This is a genomic window from Paenibacillus sp. (assembly GCF_035645195.1).
Taxonomy (GTDB): Bacteria; Bacillota; Bacilli; order Paenibacillales; family YIM-B00363; genus Paenibacillus_AE.
This window is the reverse complement of the sequence record NZ_DASQNA010000016.1, coordinates 164560-180756: the sequence shown is the minus strand read 5'-3', so window position 1 is coordinate 180756 and position 16197 is coordinate 164560. Positions and strand designations below refer to the sequence as shown.

Sequence of the window (16197 nt, the reverse complement as noted above, 5' to 3'; positions counted from 1 at the left end):
ACCCCGCAAAGTGAAGTGAAGCTTTGTAGCAGAGCCCGAATACTTTGCGGGGACCCCGATACAAAACCCACCACTTAGGCAGGTACAATGGGCCTTAGTGGACTCGAACCACCGACCTCACCCTTATCAGGGGTGCGCTCTAACCAGCTGAGCTAAAGGCCCTCAATTGCTGAGGTATGAAGTTCTAAGCTCCGCATGAAGCGGGCTCGCTTGGCGGCGTCCTACTCTCCCAAGACCCTGCGGTCTAAGTACCATCGGCGCTGGAAGGCTTAACGGTCGTGTTCGGGATGGGTACGCGTGGTTCCCTTCCGCCATTACCACCAAACGAGTTGCGAAGGTGTTTTCGGGGCCCCCGCAAAGGTTTCGGAATTCGCTTCGTCAGCATCTTCGTCACTTTGTGGGGAGCGATAGCTCCTTCAAAACTGAATACGAGTGAGAGGTATTAGATGCCTTGCGGCAGATTTGATCCGCCAGCCTACAGCTGACATGATCTCCATAGAAAGGAGGTGATCCAGCCGCACCTTCCGATACGGCTACCTTGTTACGACTTCACCCCAATCATCTACCCCACCTTCGGCGGCTGGCCCCTTGCGGTTACCCCACCGACTTCGGGTGTTGTAAACTCTCGTGGTGTGACGGGCGGTGTGTACAAGACCCGGGAACGTATTCACCGCGGCATGCTGATCCGCGATTACTAGCAATTCCGACTTCATGCAGGCGAGTTGCAGCCTGCAATCCGAACTGAGACCGGCTTTGATTGGATTCGCTCCGGGTCGCCCCTTCGCTGCCCGTTGTACCGGCCATTGTAGTACGTGTGTAGCCCAGGTCATAAGGGGCATGATGATTTGACGTCATCCCCGCCTTCCTCCGGTTTGTCACCGGCAGTCATCCTAGAGTGCCCACCTTCCGTGCTGGCAACTAGGATCAAGGGTTGCGCTCGTTGCGGGACTTAACCCAACATCTCACGACACGAGCTGACGACAACCATGCACCACCTGTCTCCCCTGTCCCGAAGGCCCACGCTATCTCTAACGTGTTCAGGGGGATGTCAAGACCTGGTAAGGTTCTTCGCGTTGCTTCGAATTAAACCACATACTCCACTGCTTGTGCGGGTCCCCGTCAATTCCTTTGAGTTTCAGTCTTGCGACCGTACTCCCCAGGCGGAGTGCTTACTGTGTTAACTTCGGCACCAAGGGTATCGAAACCCCTGACACCTAGCACTCATCGTTTACGGCGTGGACTACCAGGGTATCTAATCCTGTTTGCTCCCCAAGCTTTCGCGCCTCAGCGTCAGTTACAGCCCAGAAAGTCGCCTTCGCCACTGGTGTTCCTCCACATCTCTACGCATTTCACCGCTACACGTGGAATTCCACTTTCCTCTTCTGCACTCAAGCTTTGCAGTTTCCGGTGCGACCACGGGTTGAGCCCATGGGTTAAACACCAGACTTACAAGGCCGCCTGCGCGCGCTTTACGCCCAATAATTCCGGACAACGCTTGCCCCCTACGTATTACCGCGGCTGCTGGCACGTAGTTAGCCGGGGCTTTCTTCTCAGGTACCGTCATGACAAGGGCAGTTACTCCCCTGTCCGTTCTTCCCTGGCAACAGAGCTTTACGACCCGAAGGCCTTCCTCACTCACGCGGCGTTGCTCCGTCAGACTTGCGTCCATTGCGGAAGATTCCCTACTGCTGCCTCCCGTAGGAGTCTGGGCCGTGTCTCAGTCCCAGTGTGGCCGATCACCCTCTCAGGTCGGCTACGCATCGTCGCCTTGGTGGGCCGTTACCCCGCCAACTAGCTAATGCGCCGCAGGCCCATCCTCAGGTGACGCCGAAGCGTCTTTTACGACCGACCCATGCGGGTCCATCGATTATCCGGTATTAGCAGGCGTTTCCGCCAGTTATCCCGGTCTTGCAGGCAGGTTGCCTACGTGTTACTCACCCGTCCGCCGCTAACCTTATCCCGAAGGATAAGATCCGCTCGACTTGCATGTATTAGGCACGCCGCCAGCGTTCGTCCTGAGCCAGGATCAAACTCTCCAAAAAGGGTGGTTCGTCTATGCTCATTACAAGCTAGCTTTCTTACTTTGTCTAACGAGCCGAAGCTCATCAGACGCGTATGCGCTCGTTGTTCAGTTTTCAAGGAGCAAGCTTTTCTAACACTTGATGTCGGCTTCGAAATCAGCGACTTTTATATAATACCACGTTCGCCTATCCGATGCAACATCTTTTTTTATTCCCACCGCGGCTTCGTTTTATTCGTTCGAAGCGCGGATTTATAATGTACCATGCGGCACAAGGAATGTCAAAATACAAAATAAGGGAGGGCTCGGCAAACGACGCCGAGCCCCAGGGAGGGAAGTTAATACGATATGACTTCCTGAATAAATCGTTCCCGGTCCATCGCCAAATTGATGATCTGCCCGTTCACGCTTACCATCGGTCGGGTAGGATTGTTGGGATCCGTAAACACGATTTCGGCGACCGTACCGTCATTCAACCTTACGATCGTTCCGTTGTGGAACTGGGTCACTTTCTGAATGAACGTCTGCACCAGCACCGGCTCCAGTTTCCCGAACGCATCCTTCCGCAATTGCTCCAACACGAGGTAGGGGGAGGAGGCTTTCTTGTACTGCCGGCTCGTCGTCATCGCGTGGAACACGTCGGTAACCGCGATCAGTTTCGCGTAAACGTGAATTTTTTCGCCCTTGACCCCGAGCGGATATCCGGAACCGTCCAGCCGTTCGTGGTGCTGCAGCGCGCTCAGTTTTACGCCTTCGTTGATTCCCGGGATATTTTTTAAAATATTGTACCCGATTATCGTATGTTTCTTAAGGTCCTCGAATTCGGAGGCGGTCAGCTTCGACGGCTTGTTGACGATCGCATCGTCGATCCGCGTCGTGCCGATGTCGTGCAAAATGCCCGAAAGCGCGATCGGAATCCAATCCCGCTGCTGCATCCCATGCCAGCGAGCGAGGAGGTAGGAGGTCAACCCGACCATGATCCCGTTGTGAATTAAATAATCGTCGGGACCGGCCCGTCTGGCGGTAAACGTCAGCGGGTTGTACAACTCTACATAACTAAGGAGCTGTTCTAGATGCGTACGCATCTCCAGCAAAGGGAGCTGATCGCTCCCCGCGCTGACGACGCGAAACGCCTTTTTCAATATTTGATACAGCGCTTCGTAAGCCTGATAAAACAGAGCCATGTCGTTCGACATAAACTTCGAAGCGGCGACATCCTCGGCCGCTTCTTGTCCGTCTTCAGGCTTCGCGTCGATGGCCACGTATTTGATAAGAAATGCTTTGAGCACCTCTAGGTCTCTCGCACTAAGCACTTTCCCTTTTTCCATCAGAACGCCGCCTTGCGAAGTACGCACTTCCTCGATCAAACGTTCTCCGGATTTCAGCACGGATACGGCTACCGTGACCATGGGATTCCCTCGCTTCTCAATGTGTCAATGGGGATGCACCCAATTATAAAACAAAAAGGATTGGCGTTAAAGACCAATCCCTTAATAAATATTACTCTAACGTCTCCGGTATGTCCGGCGCTCCGTGATCTTCTCCGCCTTCGACGTCATTCTCCCCGCGATCGACTTGCGTGACCGTCGCCACTTCGTCGTCTTCGCGCGTATGAATCAATCGAACGCCTTGGGTATTTCTACCCATAGTAGAAATGCCCTCCATGCTCGTCCGAATGACCGTGCCCGAAGCGGTAATGATCATCAGATCCTGGTTTTCGCGTACGACCTTCAAACCGACGACATACCCGTTCTTCGGCGTAAGGTTCAACGTCTTGATGCCTTTGCCGCCGCGAGACTGAATCCGGTATTCGTTCATCGGCGTCCGTTTGCCGTAGCCCTTCGACGTCACGATCAGCACGTCGTCCTGCTCGTCAACGACGTCCATGTCGATCACTTCGTCGTTTTCGGAGAGAGTGATGCCCTTGACGCCGGTCGCCGCGCGTCCCATCGCCCGCACTTCCGATTCCGGATAGCGGATCGACATGCCTTGCTTCGTGCCCATGACGATTTGGCGGTTGCCGTCCGTCATGCGTACGCCGACCAGCTCGTCGTCGTCGCGAAGCACGAGGGCGATCAGACCGACTTTCCGAATGTTGGAGAAATCGCTAAGCGGCGTCTTCTTGACGATGCCGTGGCGCGTCGCGAAGAACAAGTACTTATCCGCGTCGCCGAACTCCTTGATCGGGATGACGGCGCTGACGCGCTCGCCTTGTTCGATCTGGATCAGGTTGATGACCGGCGTTCCGCGCGCGGTGCGGCCGAGCTCCGGCACTTCGTACGCCTTCAGACGATACGCCTTGCCTTTGTTCGTGACGAAGAGCAAGTAGTTGTGCGTGTTTGTTACGAACAAATGTTCGACGAAATCGTCTTCTTTCGTTTCCATGCCGATGACGCCGCGGCCGCCGCGCTTTTGACTCCGGTATGCCGCGACCGGAATACGCTTGATATATCCGGTATGGGAAATCGTGATCAGCACTTCTTCCTGCGGGATCAAATCCTCGTCGAGAATCGTCTCCTCGCCGATCGTAATTTCCGTACGCCGTTCGTCGGCGAACCGCTGGCGAACCTCAGTCAGCTCGTCGGCGATAATGCCGAGGACGAGCTGGTTGTCGGCGAGAATCGCTTCGTATTCGGCGATTTTCTTGATCAACTCGGCGTATTCGTTCTCGATTTTCTCCCGCTCCAACCCCGTTAAACGCTGGAGACGCATATCGAGAATCGCTTGCGCCTGCTCCTCGGACAGCGCGAACTGCGTCATCAACCCTTCGCGGGCTTCTTCCGTCGTCCGCGACGCGCGAATGAGCGCAATCACTTCGTCGAGGTGGTCGAGCGCAATTCGGAGACCTTCGAGAATGTGAGCGCGAGCCCGCGCTTTCTTCAGGTCGTACTCGGTCCGTCTGCGGATGACCTCGATTTGATGCTCGATGTAGTGGTGGAGAATATCCCGAAGATTAAGCACCTTCGGTTCGCCTTTCACGAGCGCGAGCATGTTAATGCCGAAGTTGAGCTGCATCGACGTCTGCTTATACAAATTGTTAAGCACGACGTTCGGATTAACGTCTTTGCGCAGCTCGATGACGATACGCATGCCGTTCCGATCCGATTCATCGCGCAGATCGGTAATGCCTTCAAGCCGCTTCTCGCGCACGAGTTCGGCGATTTTCTCGATCAGCTTCGCTTTGATGACCTGGTACGGCAGCTCGTTGACGATGATGCGAGCTTTGCCGTTCGTTTCTTCGATTTCGGCGCGGGCGCGCATCGTGACCGAACCGCGGCCCGTCGAGTACGCTTGGCGAATGCCTTCGCGGCCCAAAATAAATCCGCCGGTCGGGAAGTCGGGGCCTTTGATGACGGACATTAAATCCATCGGCGTCGCATCCGGGTTGCGGATGAGCATGAGCACGCCGTCGATCACTTCGCCCAAGTTGTGGGGAGGGATGTTCGTCGCCATGCCGACCGCGATGCCCGAAACGCCGTTGACGAGCAGGTTCGGGAACCGCGCCGGCAGCACCGCCGGTTCATGTTCTTCGCCGTCGTAATTCGGAACGAAGTCGATCGTTTCCTTGTTGAGATCGCGCAGCAGTTCCATCGCGATCTTAGACAGTCTGGCTTCGGTGTAACGCATCGCCGCCGCGGCGTCGCCGTCGATCGAGCCGAAGTTGCCGTGGCCGTCGACCAGCATGTAACGCAGCGAGAAGTCCTGCGCCATCCGAACCATCGTTTCGTACACGGCGGAGTCGCCGTGCGGGTGGTACTTACCGATGACTTCGCCGACGATCCGGGCCGACTTTTTATAAGGCTTGTCCGGCGACATGCCGAGCTCGGACATCGCGAACAATATTCTTCTATGAACAGGCTTCAGCCCGTCTCTTACGTCAGGAAGGGCGCGGCTCACGATAATGCTCATGGCGTAGTCCATGAAAGACGTGCGCATTTCGGTGCCGATATCACGCTCTTGGATATGTTGTACTCTTTCGTCCGACATGCAGATCCTCCCGACACATCACTTTTCGGTTTATCCGACCTTAACCTAAGTATTATAACATTTCATGAAATAATTTTCATATCTTTCTCCGATACTTCCAGTTGTTTCACAAAAATAGATTTGCCAAACGGGAGTGGGGAAGAAAATTCAACAAATAAAGCAGCCGTCTTCGGCAAGCCTCCGTGGCGTTATTATTTTCTTTCTTCGACGAGTGTCCGAATTCTTCCTCGATGGCGTGCGCACTCTGCGGAATTTCTTCTTTCGTGCAGGTCGCTTTGACGGGGTCGTGAGGCCGCAAGGAGGGCTCGCTTACCGGTACCCGTTATAGGCCCATAACCGGCGCTAAGTGTGGAGGAGAAGGAGGCTTCGTAGAGAGGAGGGAACACTAGTTCGGAGCTCGTTATGTTCACCCAGGTTGCTTGTTATGACACCATGGTTCCTTTGTTTTACGTACTCCCTTCCCATAACCGGCGCTGGGGGATGGGGAGACCCAACCTCAGCAGTCGCAATGGATACCCAGGTTATTTGTTATGCCACCACCGTTCCCTTGTTTTGCATACACCCTTCCCATAACCGGCGCTGGGGATGGGGGAGACCCTGCCTCGGCAGCCGTTATGGGTACCCAGGTTGCTTGTTATGCCACCACCGTTCCCTTGTTTTGCATACACCCTTCCCATAACAGGCGCTGGGGGATGGGGGAGACCCAACCTCAGCAGCCGTTATGGGTACCCAGGTTGCTTGTTATGACACCACCGTTCCCTTGTTTTGCATACACCCTTCCCATAACCGGCGCTGGGGGATGGGGGAGACCCAACCTCAGCAGCGTTATGTTTGCCCATAACCAGCGCTGGAAGCAGGGGAACTTCGGCGCCGGACGCAGCCAATCTGCAATAGGGAGCCGGCCCACACGCGACGCTGCCGAGCACCATACACTGCGCAGCACGACCATATTCCGCCACCCGGACGCCCCTGAGAAAACCACTGCAAACTGTTCCCCGTGGAACATTTTGCGACCCTCCGGCAAAAAGAAAAGCACCCCCGGCATACAAATGCCGGAGGGTGCCTGCTCGTTACACGTCCAAGTTTTTCACGTATTTCGCGTGCTGCTGGATGAAATCCCGGCGCGGTTCGACGTTGTCGCCCATCAGCGTGTCGAAAATTTCGTCCGCCAGCGCGGCGTCCTGGATCGACACTTGAAGCAGCGTACGGCTGTCTGGATCCATCGTCGTTTCCCACAGCTGGCCCGGGTTCATCTCGCCGAGACCCTTGTAGCGCTGCACGTTCGGCTTTACGCCTTCGCCGAATTCCGCAAAAATTTGGTCGCGCTGTTTATCGTTGTACGCGTAGCGCACGACTTTGTTCCTCTCGATCTTATACAACGGCGGCTGTGCGATATAAACGTACCCGCTATCGATGATCTGCCGCATGTAGCGGTAGAAGAACGTCAGCAGCAGCGTACGGATATGCGCGCCGTCGACGTCGGCGTCGGTCATGATGATGATCTTGTGGTACCGCGCCTTCGTAATGTCGAAATCTTCGCCGATGCCGGTGCCGAGCGCCGTAATGATCGCGCGGATTTCCGAGTTGCCGAGAATGCGGTCGAGCCGTGCCTTCTCGACGTTCAAGATCTTACCGCGAAGCGGCAGGATCGCTTGGAAATGCCGATCGCGCCCTTGCTTCGCCGAGCCGCCGGCGGAGTCGCCCTCGACGATATAGAGCTCGGATATCGAGGCGTCCTTCGACGAGCAGTCGGCCAGCTTGCCCGGCAGGGAGCTGACTTCGAGCGCTGATTTACGCCGCGTCAGCTCGCGCGCTTTGCGCGCCGCTTCGCGGGCGCGGGCCGCCTGCAGCGATTTCTCGACGACGCGCTTCGCGACGCTCGGATTTTCGCTCAGGAATTCTTGGAATTTCTCCGCGAACAGCGATTCCACGATGCCGCGAACCTCGCTGTTGCCGAGCTTCGTCTTCGTCTGGCCTTCGAACTGCGGCTCCGGAATTTTGACGGAAATGATCGCCGTAATCCCTTCGCGCACGTCCTCGCCGGTCAAATTCGACTCGCTTTCCTTCATCTGCCCCGTGCGGCGCGCATATTCGTTAATGACGCGCGTGAGCGCGCTCTTGAAGCCGGACTCGTGCGTTCCGCCTTCGTGCGTGTTGATGTTGTTCGCGAACGAATACAACGTCTCCGTATAGCTGTCGTTGTACTGGAGCGCGATTTCGACTTGGATATGGTCCTTGCGGCCTTCGACGTAAATCGGCGTATGCAGCGGCTCGCGGTTCCGGTTCAACCACTCGACGAACGTCGAAATGCCGCCTTCCGCAAGGTACGTGTTCTCCGTGTCGGTCCGTTCGTCGCGCAACACAATTTCGACGCCTGCGTTGAGGAACGCCAGCTCGCGCAGACGAGATTGCAGAATGTCGTAATCGTACTCCGTCGTTTCCGTGAAAATTTCCGGATCCGGCTGGAACGTGACCGTCGTGCCGGTTTCGTCCGTCTCGCCGATCACCTGAACGTCGTACTGCGGCACGCCGCGGCGGTACTCCTGGCGATACATTTTCCCTTCGCGCTTGACCGTTACGGTGACGTGCTCGGACAGCGCGTTGACGACGGAGATGCCGACGCCGTGCAGACCGCCCGACACTTTGTAGCCGGACTCGTCGCCGCCGAATTTGCCGCCGGCGTGGAGAACCGTCAGGACGACCTCCAGCGCGGGGCGCTTCAGCTTCGGATGTTCGCCGACCGGGATGCCTCGACCGTTGTCGATGACGGTGATCGAGTTGTTCTTGTGGACGACGACGACGATTTTATCGCAGAACCCTGCTAACGCCTCGTCGATACTGTTATCGACGACTTCCCAAACAAGGTGGTGTAGACCTCGGCCGCTCGTCGAGCCGATGTACATGCCCGGACGCTTGCGTACCGCTTCCAGACCTTCGAGCACCTGAATTTGGCTTTCGTCGTACGTGTGCTGGTTGACTGACATTGATCATCACTCCATCAAGATTTGCCGATGCTTAGCAAGCGAAACGCAAGAATAAGAGATATATAAAAACGCAAATGCTGGTAAAGTCGAATGCTTAGAGCGCCAACGGCGATTGCGCGCGCTTCTTGAGCGTCGCCGAAGAAATGGGGGAGTAGTACACCTTGTCGACCGTCACGACGAGCGACTTCGGTTCTTCGTCTCCGATCTCTTCCGTTCGTTTCTCTTTCGCCGCATGGGCGAGAAAGCCTTTGGAAATCTTGGAAGAAGATTCGATCGATACGTCGAAAATGCCGATCAGCTCCGAAGCGCGAATGATTTTCTCGCCGCCCAGATGGATGAACATCCGCACGCCCCCTTAATTCGTTATCCCGGTTCGTCGCCGACGGCGCCCTCGCTGACGTGAAACAGCTTCACATCGTCGAGCGATTCCATCCGTATGCCTTCTACGCCGGTCGTCGTAATGAACGTCTGCACCTTCGAGCGGAACGTCTCGATCAACTGCGTCTGCCGCTGCCGATCCAGCTCCGACAGGACGTCGTCGAGCAGCAGCACAGGGTATTCGCCTGTCTCCTGCTTCATCAGCTCGATCTCGGCGAGCTTGATCGACAGCGCCGCGGTGCGCTGTTGCCCCTGCGAACCGAAACTGTACGCGTCCTTCCCGTTGATGCGAAACGCAAGATCGTCGCGATGAGGACCGACCAACGTCGCTCCCCTTCGCAGCTCCTGCTCTTTCATCTGTGATAACTTTACCATAAATCGTTCGAATAAGACAGTTTCATCTTCCCCCGGACTCATTTCCACCGAAGGAAGGTAGCCGACCTCGAGCCGCTCTGCGCCTCCGGTGATGCCGGAATGAATCGACTCCGCCCACGATTGCAGCTTCGCTATAAAGCCTTGCCTTCTTACCATGATTTTAGAACCGAAGGCCGCCAATTGTTCGTTCCACACGGCCAGCATCGGCTCGCCGGACGCCTTCGCCGCGCCGCCGCTTTTCAGAAAATTGTTTCGCTGCACGAGCACTTTATGATACTGGCTTAACGAATGGAGGTAGGCGGGGTGGACCTGGGCGATCTCCATATCTAGAAATCTTCTTCGCACGCCCGGGGAACCTTTCACGATTTCCAAATCTTCCGGCGCGAACAAAACGACGTTCAGCGTGCCGATATATTCGCTCAACTTCCGCTGCTCGAGCCCGTTGATGCGGGCCTTCTTGCCTTGCGTCGTCAAATCGAGCTGCAGACGGCAATCGCCGTACTTTCGTTCCGTCATGGCCGAAAGCACGGCGTGCTGTTCGCCCCAGCGGATCAATTCCTTATCCTTCGAGGCGCGATGCGATTTGGTGAGCGCAAGCATGTAGATGGCTTCGAGCAAATTCGTTTTCCCTTGCGCGTTCCGTCCGATAAACACGTTCACGCGGTGGTCCGTCGACAGATCCACCGCGGCGTAATTGCGATAGTTTCGAAGCGAGAGGGCGGAGACCTTCATACGATCTCGAATTCCCCGTGGCCCTCGACGAGCACGCGGTCGCCGCGATACAGCTTTCGTCCGCGGCGGTTGTCCGGCTCGCCGTTGACGCGGATCGCCGTCTCGGCGAGGAACGCTTTCGCCTGGCCTCCCGAATCGATGCAGTCGGACAGCTTTAGCATTTGCCCGAGCGTAATGTATTCCGTTGCGATTTTCACGGGTTTCATGGAAAAATGGCTCGCCTCCGGGTCGCGCGAATTAGGTGGTCGTCCGGTACGGCAAAATAAGGTGCAAAATGCCGCTGTCGTTCGCCGGACGCAAAATCATCGGGCTCATCGCGCCGGTAAAGCCGATCCAGATCGAATCGTCGTCCGTTACCTTCAGCACGTCGAGCATATACTTCGAGTTGAACGAAATTTTCAACGGCTCGCCGCTCATGCGTTCCACCGGCAGCTGCTCCGTAACGCGGCCGAGCTCGGAGGAGCTCGACGAAATTTCGACGGAACGTTCGTCGTCGGCCGTCGTCAGTCGAACGATGTTCGTCTTCTCTTCTCGCGACAGCAGGTACGCGCGGTCGATCGCGTCTGCGAGCGGCTTTGCCGCGAAGACGGTCTCCGTTTTGTACGTTTGCGGAATGATCTTGGACGTATCCGGATACGTGCCGTCGAGCATGCGCGTGAAGAACAAAATGTTGCCCGTGCGGAACAACACCTGGTTGTCGGCGACGACGATATCGATCATCGCGTTTTGCTCCGGCAAAATTTTGCTGAGCTCGTTCAAGTTTTTCCCGGAGATAACAATATTATGAAACTTAACGTCGGACGGGCAGTCGATCGGCTTCTCGACGCTCGAGAGGCGGTGGCGGTCCGTCGCGACGAACTTCAGCTTGCTGTTTTCCAATATCCACAGAACGCCGGTCAAAACCGGAGTCGCTTCGTTCGCGGAAACGGCGAAAGCGACCGTGCGGATCATCGAACGAAGCACTTCGCTCGGCATCGTGAGCGTTTGGTGCTCGGAAAGCCGAGGGAGCAGCGGAAATTCTTCCGGATCGAGGCCGGCGAGCTGAATTTCGGTAGAACCGGATTTGATGCCGATCTGGAACGATTCGTTCACTTCGATATGAACGTCCGACGCCGGGAGCTTGCGGATGATGTCGACGAAAAATTTCGCCGGCACGACGACGCTGCCCGGGCGCTCGAGCGAAATGACGCGCTGGCCGTCCACGTCGACGGGAATGAAAGCTTGGATGGAAATATCGGTATCGCTAGCGGTCAAGGTAGCGCCGGTCGCGTTCGCTTCGATTTTGATGCCGGAGAGGATCGGAATCGTCGTGCGGCTCGAAATCGCTTTGCTGACGTGCTGGATCGATTCGTTCAACTGCGTTTTCTGTATCGTGAATTTCAAGGGGGCTCACTCTCCAAAAATGGTTGCATAGTAGTAATAATATCTTTTTTTAAATCGTAGTCATAGTAGTAGGGGCCAAGAATATGTGGACAACTCGATAAAAACGGAAATTGAAGCCTATCCACATGTGCATAAAGTGTGTATAGGCTTCAACGATTTCGCTTTGTTATTCAGAATCGTCACGTCGGGTTTTTAATTTTCTCTCGAATCGCTTGAAGAATCTTATAAAGTTCTTGGTCCGTCTGCAGCATGCTAGATATTTTCTCGTGCGCGTGAATGACCGTCGTATGGTCGCGGCCGCCGAACGCTTCGCCGATTTTCGGTAGCGAGTGGTCGGTGAGCTCCCTGGATAAATACATCGCGATTTGCCTTGGGAAAGCGACGTTTTTCGTCCGTTTCCTCGCTTTGAAATCCTCCGTCTTCATGCCGTAGTATTCGCCGACGCGCTGCTGAATATCTTGAATGGTGATGACGCGGTTGCGCGAGCTCGGAATGATGTCTTTGAGCGCCTCCGCGGCCAAATGCACCGTAATATCCTGATTTATTAAAGAAGAGTAGGCGACCACTCGAATGAGCGCGCCCTCCAATTCCCGGATGTTCGTGTCGATCTGGTTGGCGATATACATCATCGCTTCGTTCGGAATCTCCAGGTTTTCCGCTTTCGCCTTCTTTCGAAGAATCGCGATTCGGGTTTCCAAATCCGGCGGCTGAATGTCCGTAATCAAACCCCATTCGAATCGGGAGCGCAGCCGCTCTTCCAACGTCGGAATTTCCTTCGGCGGCCGGTCGCTCGAGATAACGATCTGCTTCCGCTCTTCGTGCAGCGCGTTGAATGTATGGAAAAATTCCTCTTGCGTTTGTTCTTTTCCGGCCAAGAACTGAATATCGTCAATGAGAAGGATGTCGATATTGCGGTACTTGTTCCGGAAGCTTTCGCCCCGGTTGTCGCGGATGGCGTTAATAAACTCGTTCGTAAACTTCTCGGACGAGATGTACAGCACCCGCGCGCTCGGATTGTGCTCCGCGATATAATGGCCGATCGCATGCATTAAGTGCGTCTTGCCGAGACCGACGCCCCCATATAGGAACAGGGGGTTGTAGGCCTTGGCCGGCGCTTCCGCCACGGCGAGCGAGGCGGCGTGCGCGAATCGGTTGTTCGCGCCGATGACGAACGTTTCGAACGTATATTTGGCGTTCAGCATCGATCCGCCGACGGATACGGGCTCCGCCGGAACGACGGGGCGCTTCGGCGGCTGCGGAGGCGGCGCGGCGCCGGCCGATTCGCGCTCTTCCTCCGTGACGATGCGAATTTCGATTTCCCGGCCGGTGCACTCCAGCACGGCGGCTTCGATCAAGCGGGTATATCGGTTTTCCAGCCATTCTCTAGCGAAATTGTTCGGCGCGCAGATCGTTAAAGAACTCTCGGTCAATTGTGCGGCTTTCGTCGATTTCAGCCATGTATCGAAGCTCGGGCGGCTTACTCTTGATTGCAACAATTGTAGAACGTTCTGCCATAATTGTGTGGGTTGGTTGTCCACAATCGCTTCACTCCTTCAAACCTGCGCGTGACGGCCAATACAGACGGATTCTCGTCGAAATATGTAAAATCCGCTAATTCCGTGTCGTGGTTATCAACATAATTGAATTTATTAAGGGATCTAATTATCCATAAAGGGGAATAATGTTCACAATCTTATCCACAGCATGTTGATAATTCGGAGGATAATTTGGGTTTATTCACAACGAAAACAATATCAATATAGCAAATAACCCCCCCGGTTTCAATGCGTATTCGGGTGTTATCCACATTTTCACTATTTTCATTCAAGTTTTATTTACAATCCTGCGTTCTGTGCGCAAGTTGTTCACATTTCGACAAAATGAGACGATTTGCGAAAAATGTTGTGCACAAGCCGGTGTTGAGCGTTTATTTTGTGCACAAGCCAGCCGGTTGTGAGATTTTTGCCAACAGGGGACGCCTTATTGACTTTGATGCGCTCAAATGCTTAAATAGAAAAAGCGCTTTGTTTTTGGGCAAGGACTGGATCAAGGAGGTGTTCAACGATGGGACCGACATTTAAACCGAATGTGAGCAAGCGTAAGAAGGTTCACGGCTTCCGTAAGCGGATGGCTACGAAGAACGGGCGTAAAGTGCTTGCTGCTCGCCGTCTGAAAGGCAGAAAAGTCATCAGCGCGTAAGAAAAACTTCTTTAGTACATTTAAAAGATGTGCGACCGCGGATCAGCGGAAGTTTTTCTTGGTACAGAATGTTTCGTCGTATCGATGCGTTAACGATTCGCAAACATTCTGTATCGTTAACATACGCTTCGCCGGACCACTTCCATGTGGTCCTTTTTGTTTATAAAGGTTATTTTCGGTTAACCATAAAGGGTAAATAGGCAGGAGCATCGGAATCGTGCAAAAGAGGCTGCGACTACGAAAAAGAGAAGATTTCGCGAAGGTGTTCAAACACGGCAAAGCGGCCGCCAACCACCAATTCGTCGTATACGTGCGGCATTCCCAGGCGGCGGAACCGTTCCGCTTCGGCGTGTCCGTAAGCAAGAAGGTCGGCAATGCCGTCGTTCGCAACCGGATGCGGCGGCGCGTGAAAGAGATCGTCCGCCGGATGGAAGCGGAAATGAAGCCGCGCGTCGACATCGTCTGCATCGTACGCAAGCCTGCGCTCGAGCTCGATCACGACGCTTTGAGGAAAAGCATCCGCCATGTGTTCAAGCGGGCGGACATCTTGAAAACCGCCGCGCGAAGGCAACCATGATTTTCTTTGCCGAGGATTGTATGGTATAGTTTTACCATACATGCATTCCGCCGTTCGGGCGGTCTGGGACAAGCGGATGCGAGCCGATCGAAGATGTTCTTATATAGACTTGGGAGGGTTATTCGTTGTCACTTCAACGTCGTTGGAAATGGGCGCTACTTCTACCGTTCTTATTGCTTGCCGGTTGTACCGACGCAACTCAGATGGATATTAATCGGGAAGGCTTTTGGGGCGGATATTTCGTCGGCCCGTTGTCCGATGCGCTCGATTGGTTGGCCGCCGCTTTATTTAATGAATACGGACTTGCGATTTTGGTCATTACGATCATCGTTCGGTTGGTCATTCTTCCTTTAACGCTCAAACAGTACAAGTCTTCGAAACAAATGCAAGCGATTCAACCGGAGCTGCAAAAGATCCGGGAGAAATATTCGACCGACCCGAAGAAGCAGCAGGAAGAGACGATGAAGCTGTTCCAGCAGCACGGCGTCAACCCGCTGAGCGGCTGTTTCCCGTTACTTATTCAAATGCCGGTCTTGATCGCATTGTATCAATCGATTTTAGGCAATCCGCATATTCGCGAACATAACTTCTTATGGATGCAGCTCGGCGCGCCGGACCCGATTTACGTGCTTCCGATTTTGGCGGCGCTCACGACGTTCCTGCAGCAGAAAATGATGCAAGCGCAAATGCCGCAAAACATGCAGATGCTGCTCTTCATTTTCCCGATACTGATTTTGGTCATGTCGTGGTCTTTCCCGTCGGCGCTTGTTCTATACTGGGTATACAGCAACGTGTTCACCATCGTGCAGTCGTACTTCATTTATAAACCACGCTTGAGAGGCGAGGCGGTTGCAAATGTCGAAACGGGTGTTCAGCGGAAAAACGGTAAGCGACGCAGTAAATAAAGGATTAGCCGAGCTCGGCGTGACGGAAGACCGGGTAAAAATCACCGTCTTGGAGCATCCTTCGAAAGGGATCCTCGGCTTGTTCGGGATGAAGGATGCGAAAGTCGAGCTTGAAGTGATCGAAGTGAAGCGGGCGGAGCCGGTTCCCGAACCGGTCCCGTCTTTCCCCGAGTTCGACGCGATCGAAAGGTCGAAAGCCTACCTCGCCGAAATCGTCCGAGACATGGGCATCGATGCGACGATTCGACGGACGGAGGACGAAGACGGCAATATCGTGTTAGAAGTGAACGGGAAAGAACTGGGCGTATTCATCGGGCGCCGCGGGCAAACGATGGATGCGGTGCAGACGCTCGTGAACGTGTACGCGAACCGCATTTCCGGCGAACATCTGAGGATCGTCATCGACGCCGAACGTTTCCGGGAACGAAGGAAGAAGACGCTGCAGGATTTGTCGCTGCGCCTCGCCAACCAAGTCGTTCGAACGCGGAAGGAAGTCGTTCTGGAACCGATGTCGCCGCTGGAACGCCGGATCATTCATTATCAACTGCAAAATCATCCGAAGGTGAAGACGTTCAGCAAGGGCGACGAACCGAACCGACGCATCGTCATTACGTTGAAATCATAAATGGAATCATTCCGGCAATGACTTGACGCCTA

The 16197-nt window shown here is 54.7% G+C and carries 12 protein-coding genes, 1 tRNA gene and 2 rRNA genes; 4 read left to right on the top strand and 11 right to left on the bottom strand.

The features are described from left to right. Positions 1-88: 88 nt before the first annotated feature. The 11 genes from VE009_RS08370 to dnaA all read right to left on the bottom strand — a co-directional run bounded on the left by VE009_RS08370 (position 89) and on the right by dnaA (position 13397). Positions 89-162 (bottom strand) — tRNA-Ile (locus tag VE009_RS08370). A 46-nt stretch (positions 163-208) separates the two neighbouring features. After that, positions 209-325 (bottom strand): 5S ribosomal RNA (gene rrf, locus VE009_RS08365). 174 nt (positions 326-499) lie between these two features. After that, positions 500-2042, bottom strand: a 16S ribosomal RNA gene (locus VE009_RS08360). A gap of 316 nt (positions 2043-2358) precedes the next feature. Then, positions 2359-3429 (bottom strand): HD-GYP domain-containing protein, encoded by a 1071-nt coding sequence (locus VE009_RS08355; RefSeq protein ID WP_325006932.1) that lies wholly within the window; start codon positions 3427-3429, stop codon positions 2359-2361. Positions 3430-3520: 91 nt separating this feature from the next. Beyond that, positions 3521-6007: a DNA gyrase subunit A gene (gyrA, locus tag VE009_RS08350; protein ID WP_325006931.1), complete on the bottom strand. Its 2487-nt coding sequence runs from the start codon at positions 6005-6007 to the stop codon at positions 3521-3523. A gap of 1070 nt (positions 6008-7077) precedes the next feature. Next, positions 7078-8991, bottom strand: a complete 1914-nt coding sequence (gene gyrB / locus VE009_RS08345) for a DNA topoisomerase (ATP-hydrolyzing) subunit B (RefSeq protein WP_325006930.1) — start codon at positions 8989-8991, stop codon at positions 7078-7080. Between the two features lie 94 nt (positions 8992-9085). Then, positions 9086-9334, bottom strand: a complete 249-nt coding sequence (remB, locus tag VE009_RS08340) for an extracellular matrix regulator RemB (protein WP_325006929.1) — start codon at positions 9332-9334, stop codon at positions 9086-9088. 20 nt (positions 9335-9354) lie between these two features. After that, on the bottom strand, positions 9355-10476 hold the full coding sequence (recF, locus tag VE009_RS08335) for a DNA replication/repair protein RecF (RefSeq protein ID WP_325006928.1): 1122 nt from the start codon (positions 10474-10476) through the stop codon (positions 9355-9357). Continuing rightward, positions 10473-10682 carry a S4 domain-containing protein YaaA gene (yaaA, locus tag VE009_RS08330; RefSeq protein ID WP_325006927.1) on the bottom strand — a complete coding sequence of 70 codons (210 nt, stop codon included), beginning with the start codon at positions 10680-10682 and terminating at the stop codon, positions 10473-10475. The genes recF and yaaA overlap by 4 nt, the downstream gene beginning before the upstream one ends. Before the next feature lie 31 nt (positions 10683-10713). After that, the gene (gene dnaN / locus VE009_RS08325) at positions 10714-11859 is read right to left on the bottom strand and encodes a DNA polymerase III subunit beta (protein WP_325006926.1); all 1146 of its coding nucleotides are present in this window, start codon (positions 11857-11859) and stop codon (positions 10714-10716) included. Positions 11860-12038: 179 nt separating this feature from the next. Beyond that, the gene (gene dnaA / locus VE009_RS08320) at positions 12039-13397 is read right to left on the bottom strand and encodes a chromosomal replication initiator protein DnaA (protein ID WP_325006925.1); all 1359 of its coding nucleotides are present in this window, start codon (positions 13395-13397) and stop codon (positions 12039-12041) included. A 526-nt stretch (positions 13398-13923) separates the two neighbouring features. On the opposite strand from dnaA, the gene rpmH reads away from it, so the two are divergent. The 4 genes from rpmH (at position 13924) to jag (ending at position 16165) form a co-directional block, all read left to right on the top strand. Further along, positions 13924-14058, top strand: coding sequence for a 50S ribosomal protein L34 (gene rpmH, locus VE009_RS08315; protein WP_138197678.1), 135 nt, complete (start codon positions 13924-13926; stop codon positions 14056-14058). 217 nt (positions 14059-14275) lie between these two features. After that, on the top strand, positions 14276-14635 hold the full coding sequence (gene rnpA, locus VE009_RS08310) for a ribonuclease P protein component (RefSeq protein ID WP_325006924.1): 360 nt from the start codon (positions 14276-14278) through the stop codon (positions 14633-14635). 203 nt (positions 14636-14838) lie between these two features. Beyond that, on the top strand, positions 14839-15540 hold the full coding sequence (locus VE009_RS08305) for a YidC/Oxa1 family membrane protein insertase (RefSeq protein WP_325006923.1): 702 nt from the start codon (positions 14839-14841) through the stop codon (positions 15538-15540). Next, positions 15491-16165, top strand: a complete 675-nt coding sequence (gene jag / locus VE009_RS08300) for an RNA-binding cell elongation regulator Jag/EloR (protein WP_325006922.1) — start codon at positions 15491-15493, stop codon at positions 16163-16165. The genes VE009_RS08305 and jag overlap by 50 nt, the downstream gene beginning before the upstream one ends. Positions 16166-16197 lie beyond the last annotated feature (32 nt).

Bases quoted from the DNA above. Each gene is read 5' to 3' on its own strand.
- VE009_RS08305 (WP_325006923.1), top strand. From the start codon at position 14,839: ATGGATATTAATCGGGAAGGCTTTTGGGGCGGATATTTCGTCGGCCCG.
- gyrB (WP_325006930.1), bottom strand. From the start codon at position 8,991: ATGTCAGTCAACCAGCACACGTACGACGAAAGCCAAATTCAGGTGCTC.
- jag (WP_325006922.1), top strand. From the start codon at position 15,491: ATGTCGAAACGGGTGTTCAGCGGAAAAACGGTAAGCGACGCAGTAAAT.
- yaaA (WP_325006927.1), bottom strand. From the start codon at position 10,682: ATGAAACCCGTGAAAATCGCAACGGAATACATTACGCTCGGGCAAATG.
- recF (WP_325006928.1), bottom strand. From the start codon at position 10,476: ATGAAGGTCTCCGCCCTCTCGCTTCGAAACTATCGCAATTACGCCGCG.
- rpmH (WP_138197678.1), top strand. From the start codon at position 13,924: ATGGGACCGACATTTAAACCGAATGTGAGCAAGCGTAAGAAGGTTCAC.
- remB (WP_325006929.1), bottom strand. From the start codon at position 9,334: ATGTTCATCCATCTGGGCGGCGAGAAAATCATTCGCGCTTCGGAGCTG.
- gyrA (WP_325006931.1), bottom strand. From the start codon at position 6,007: ATGTCGGACGAAAGAGTACAACATATCCAAGAGCGTGATATCGGCACC.
- VE009_RS08355 (WP_325006932.1), bottom strand. From the start codon at position 3,429: ATGGTCACGGTAGCCGTATCCGTGCTGAAATCCGGAGAACGTTTGATC.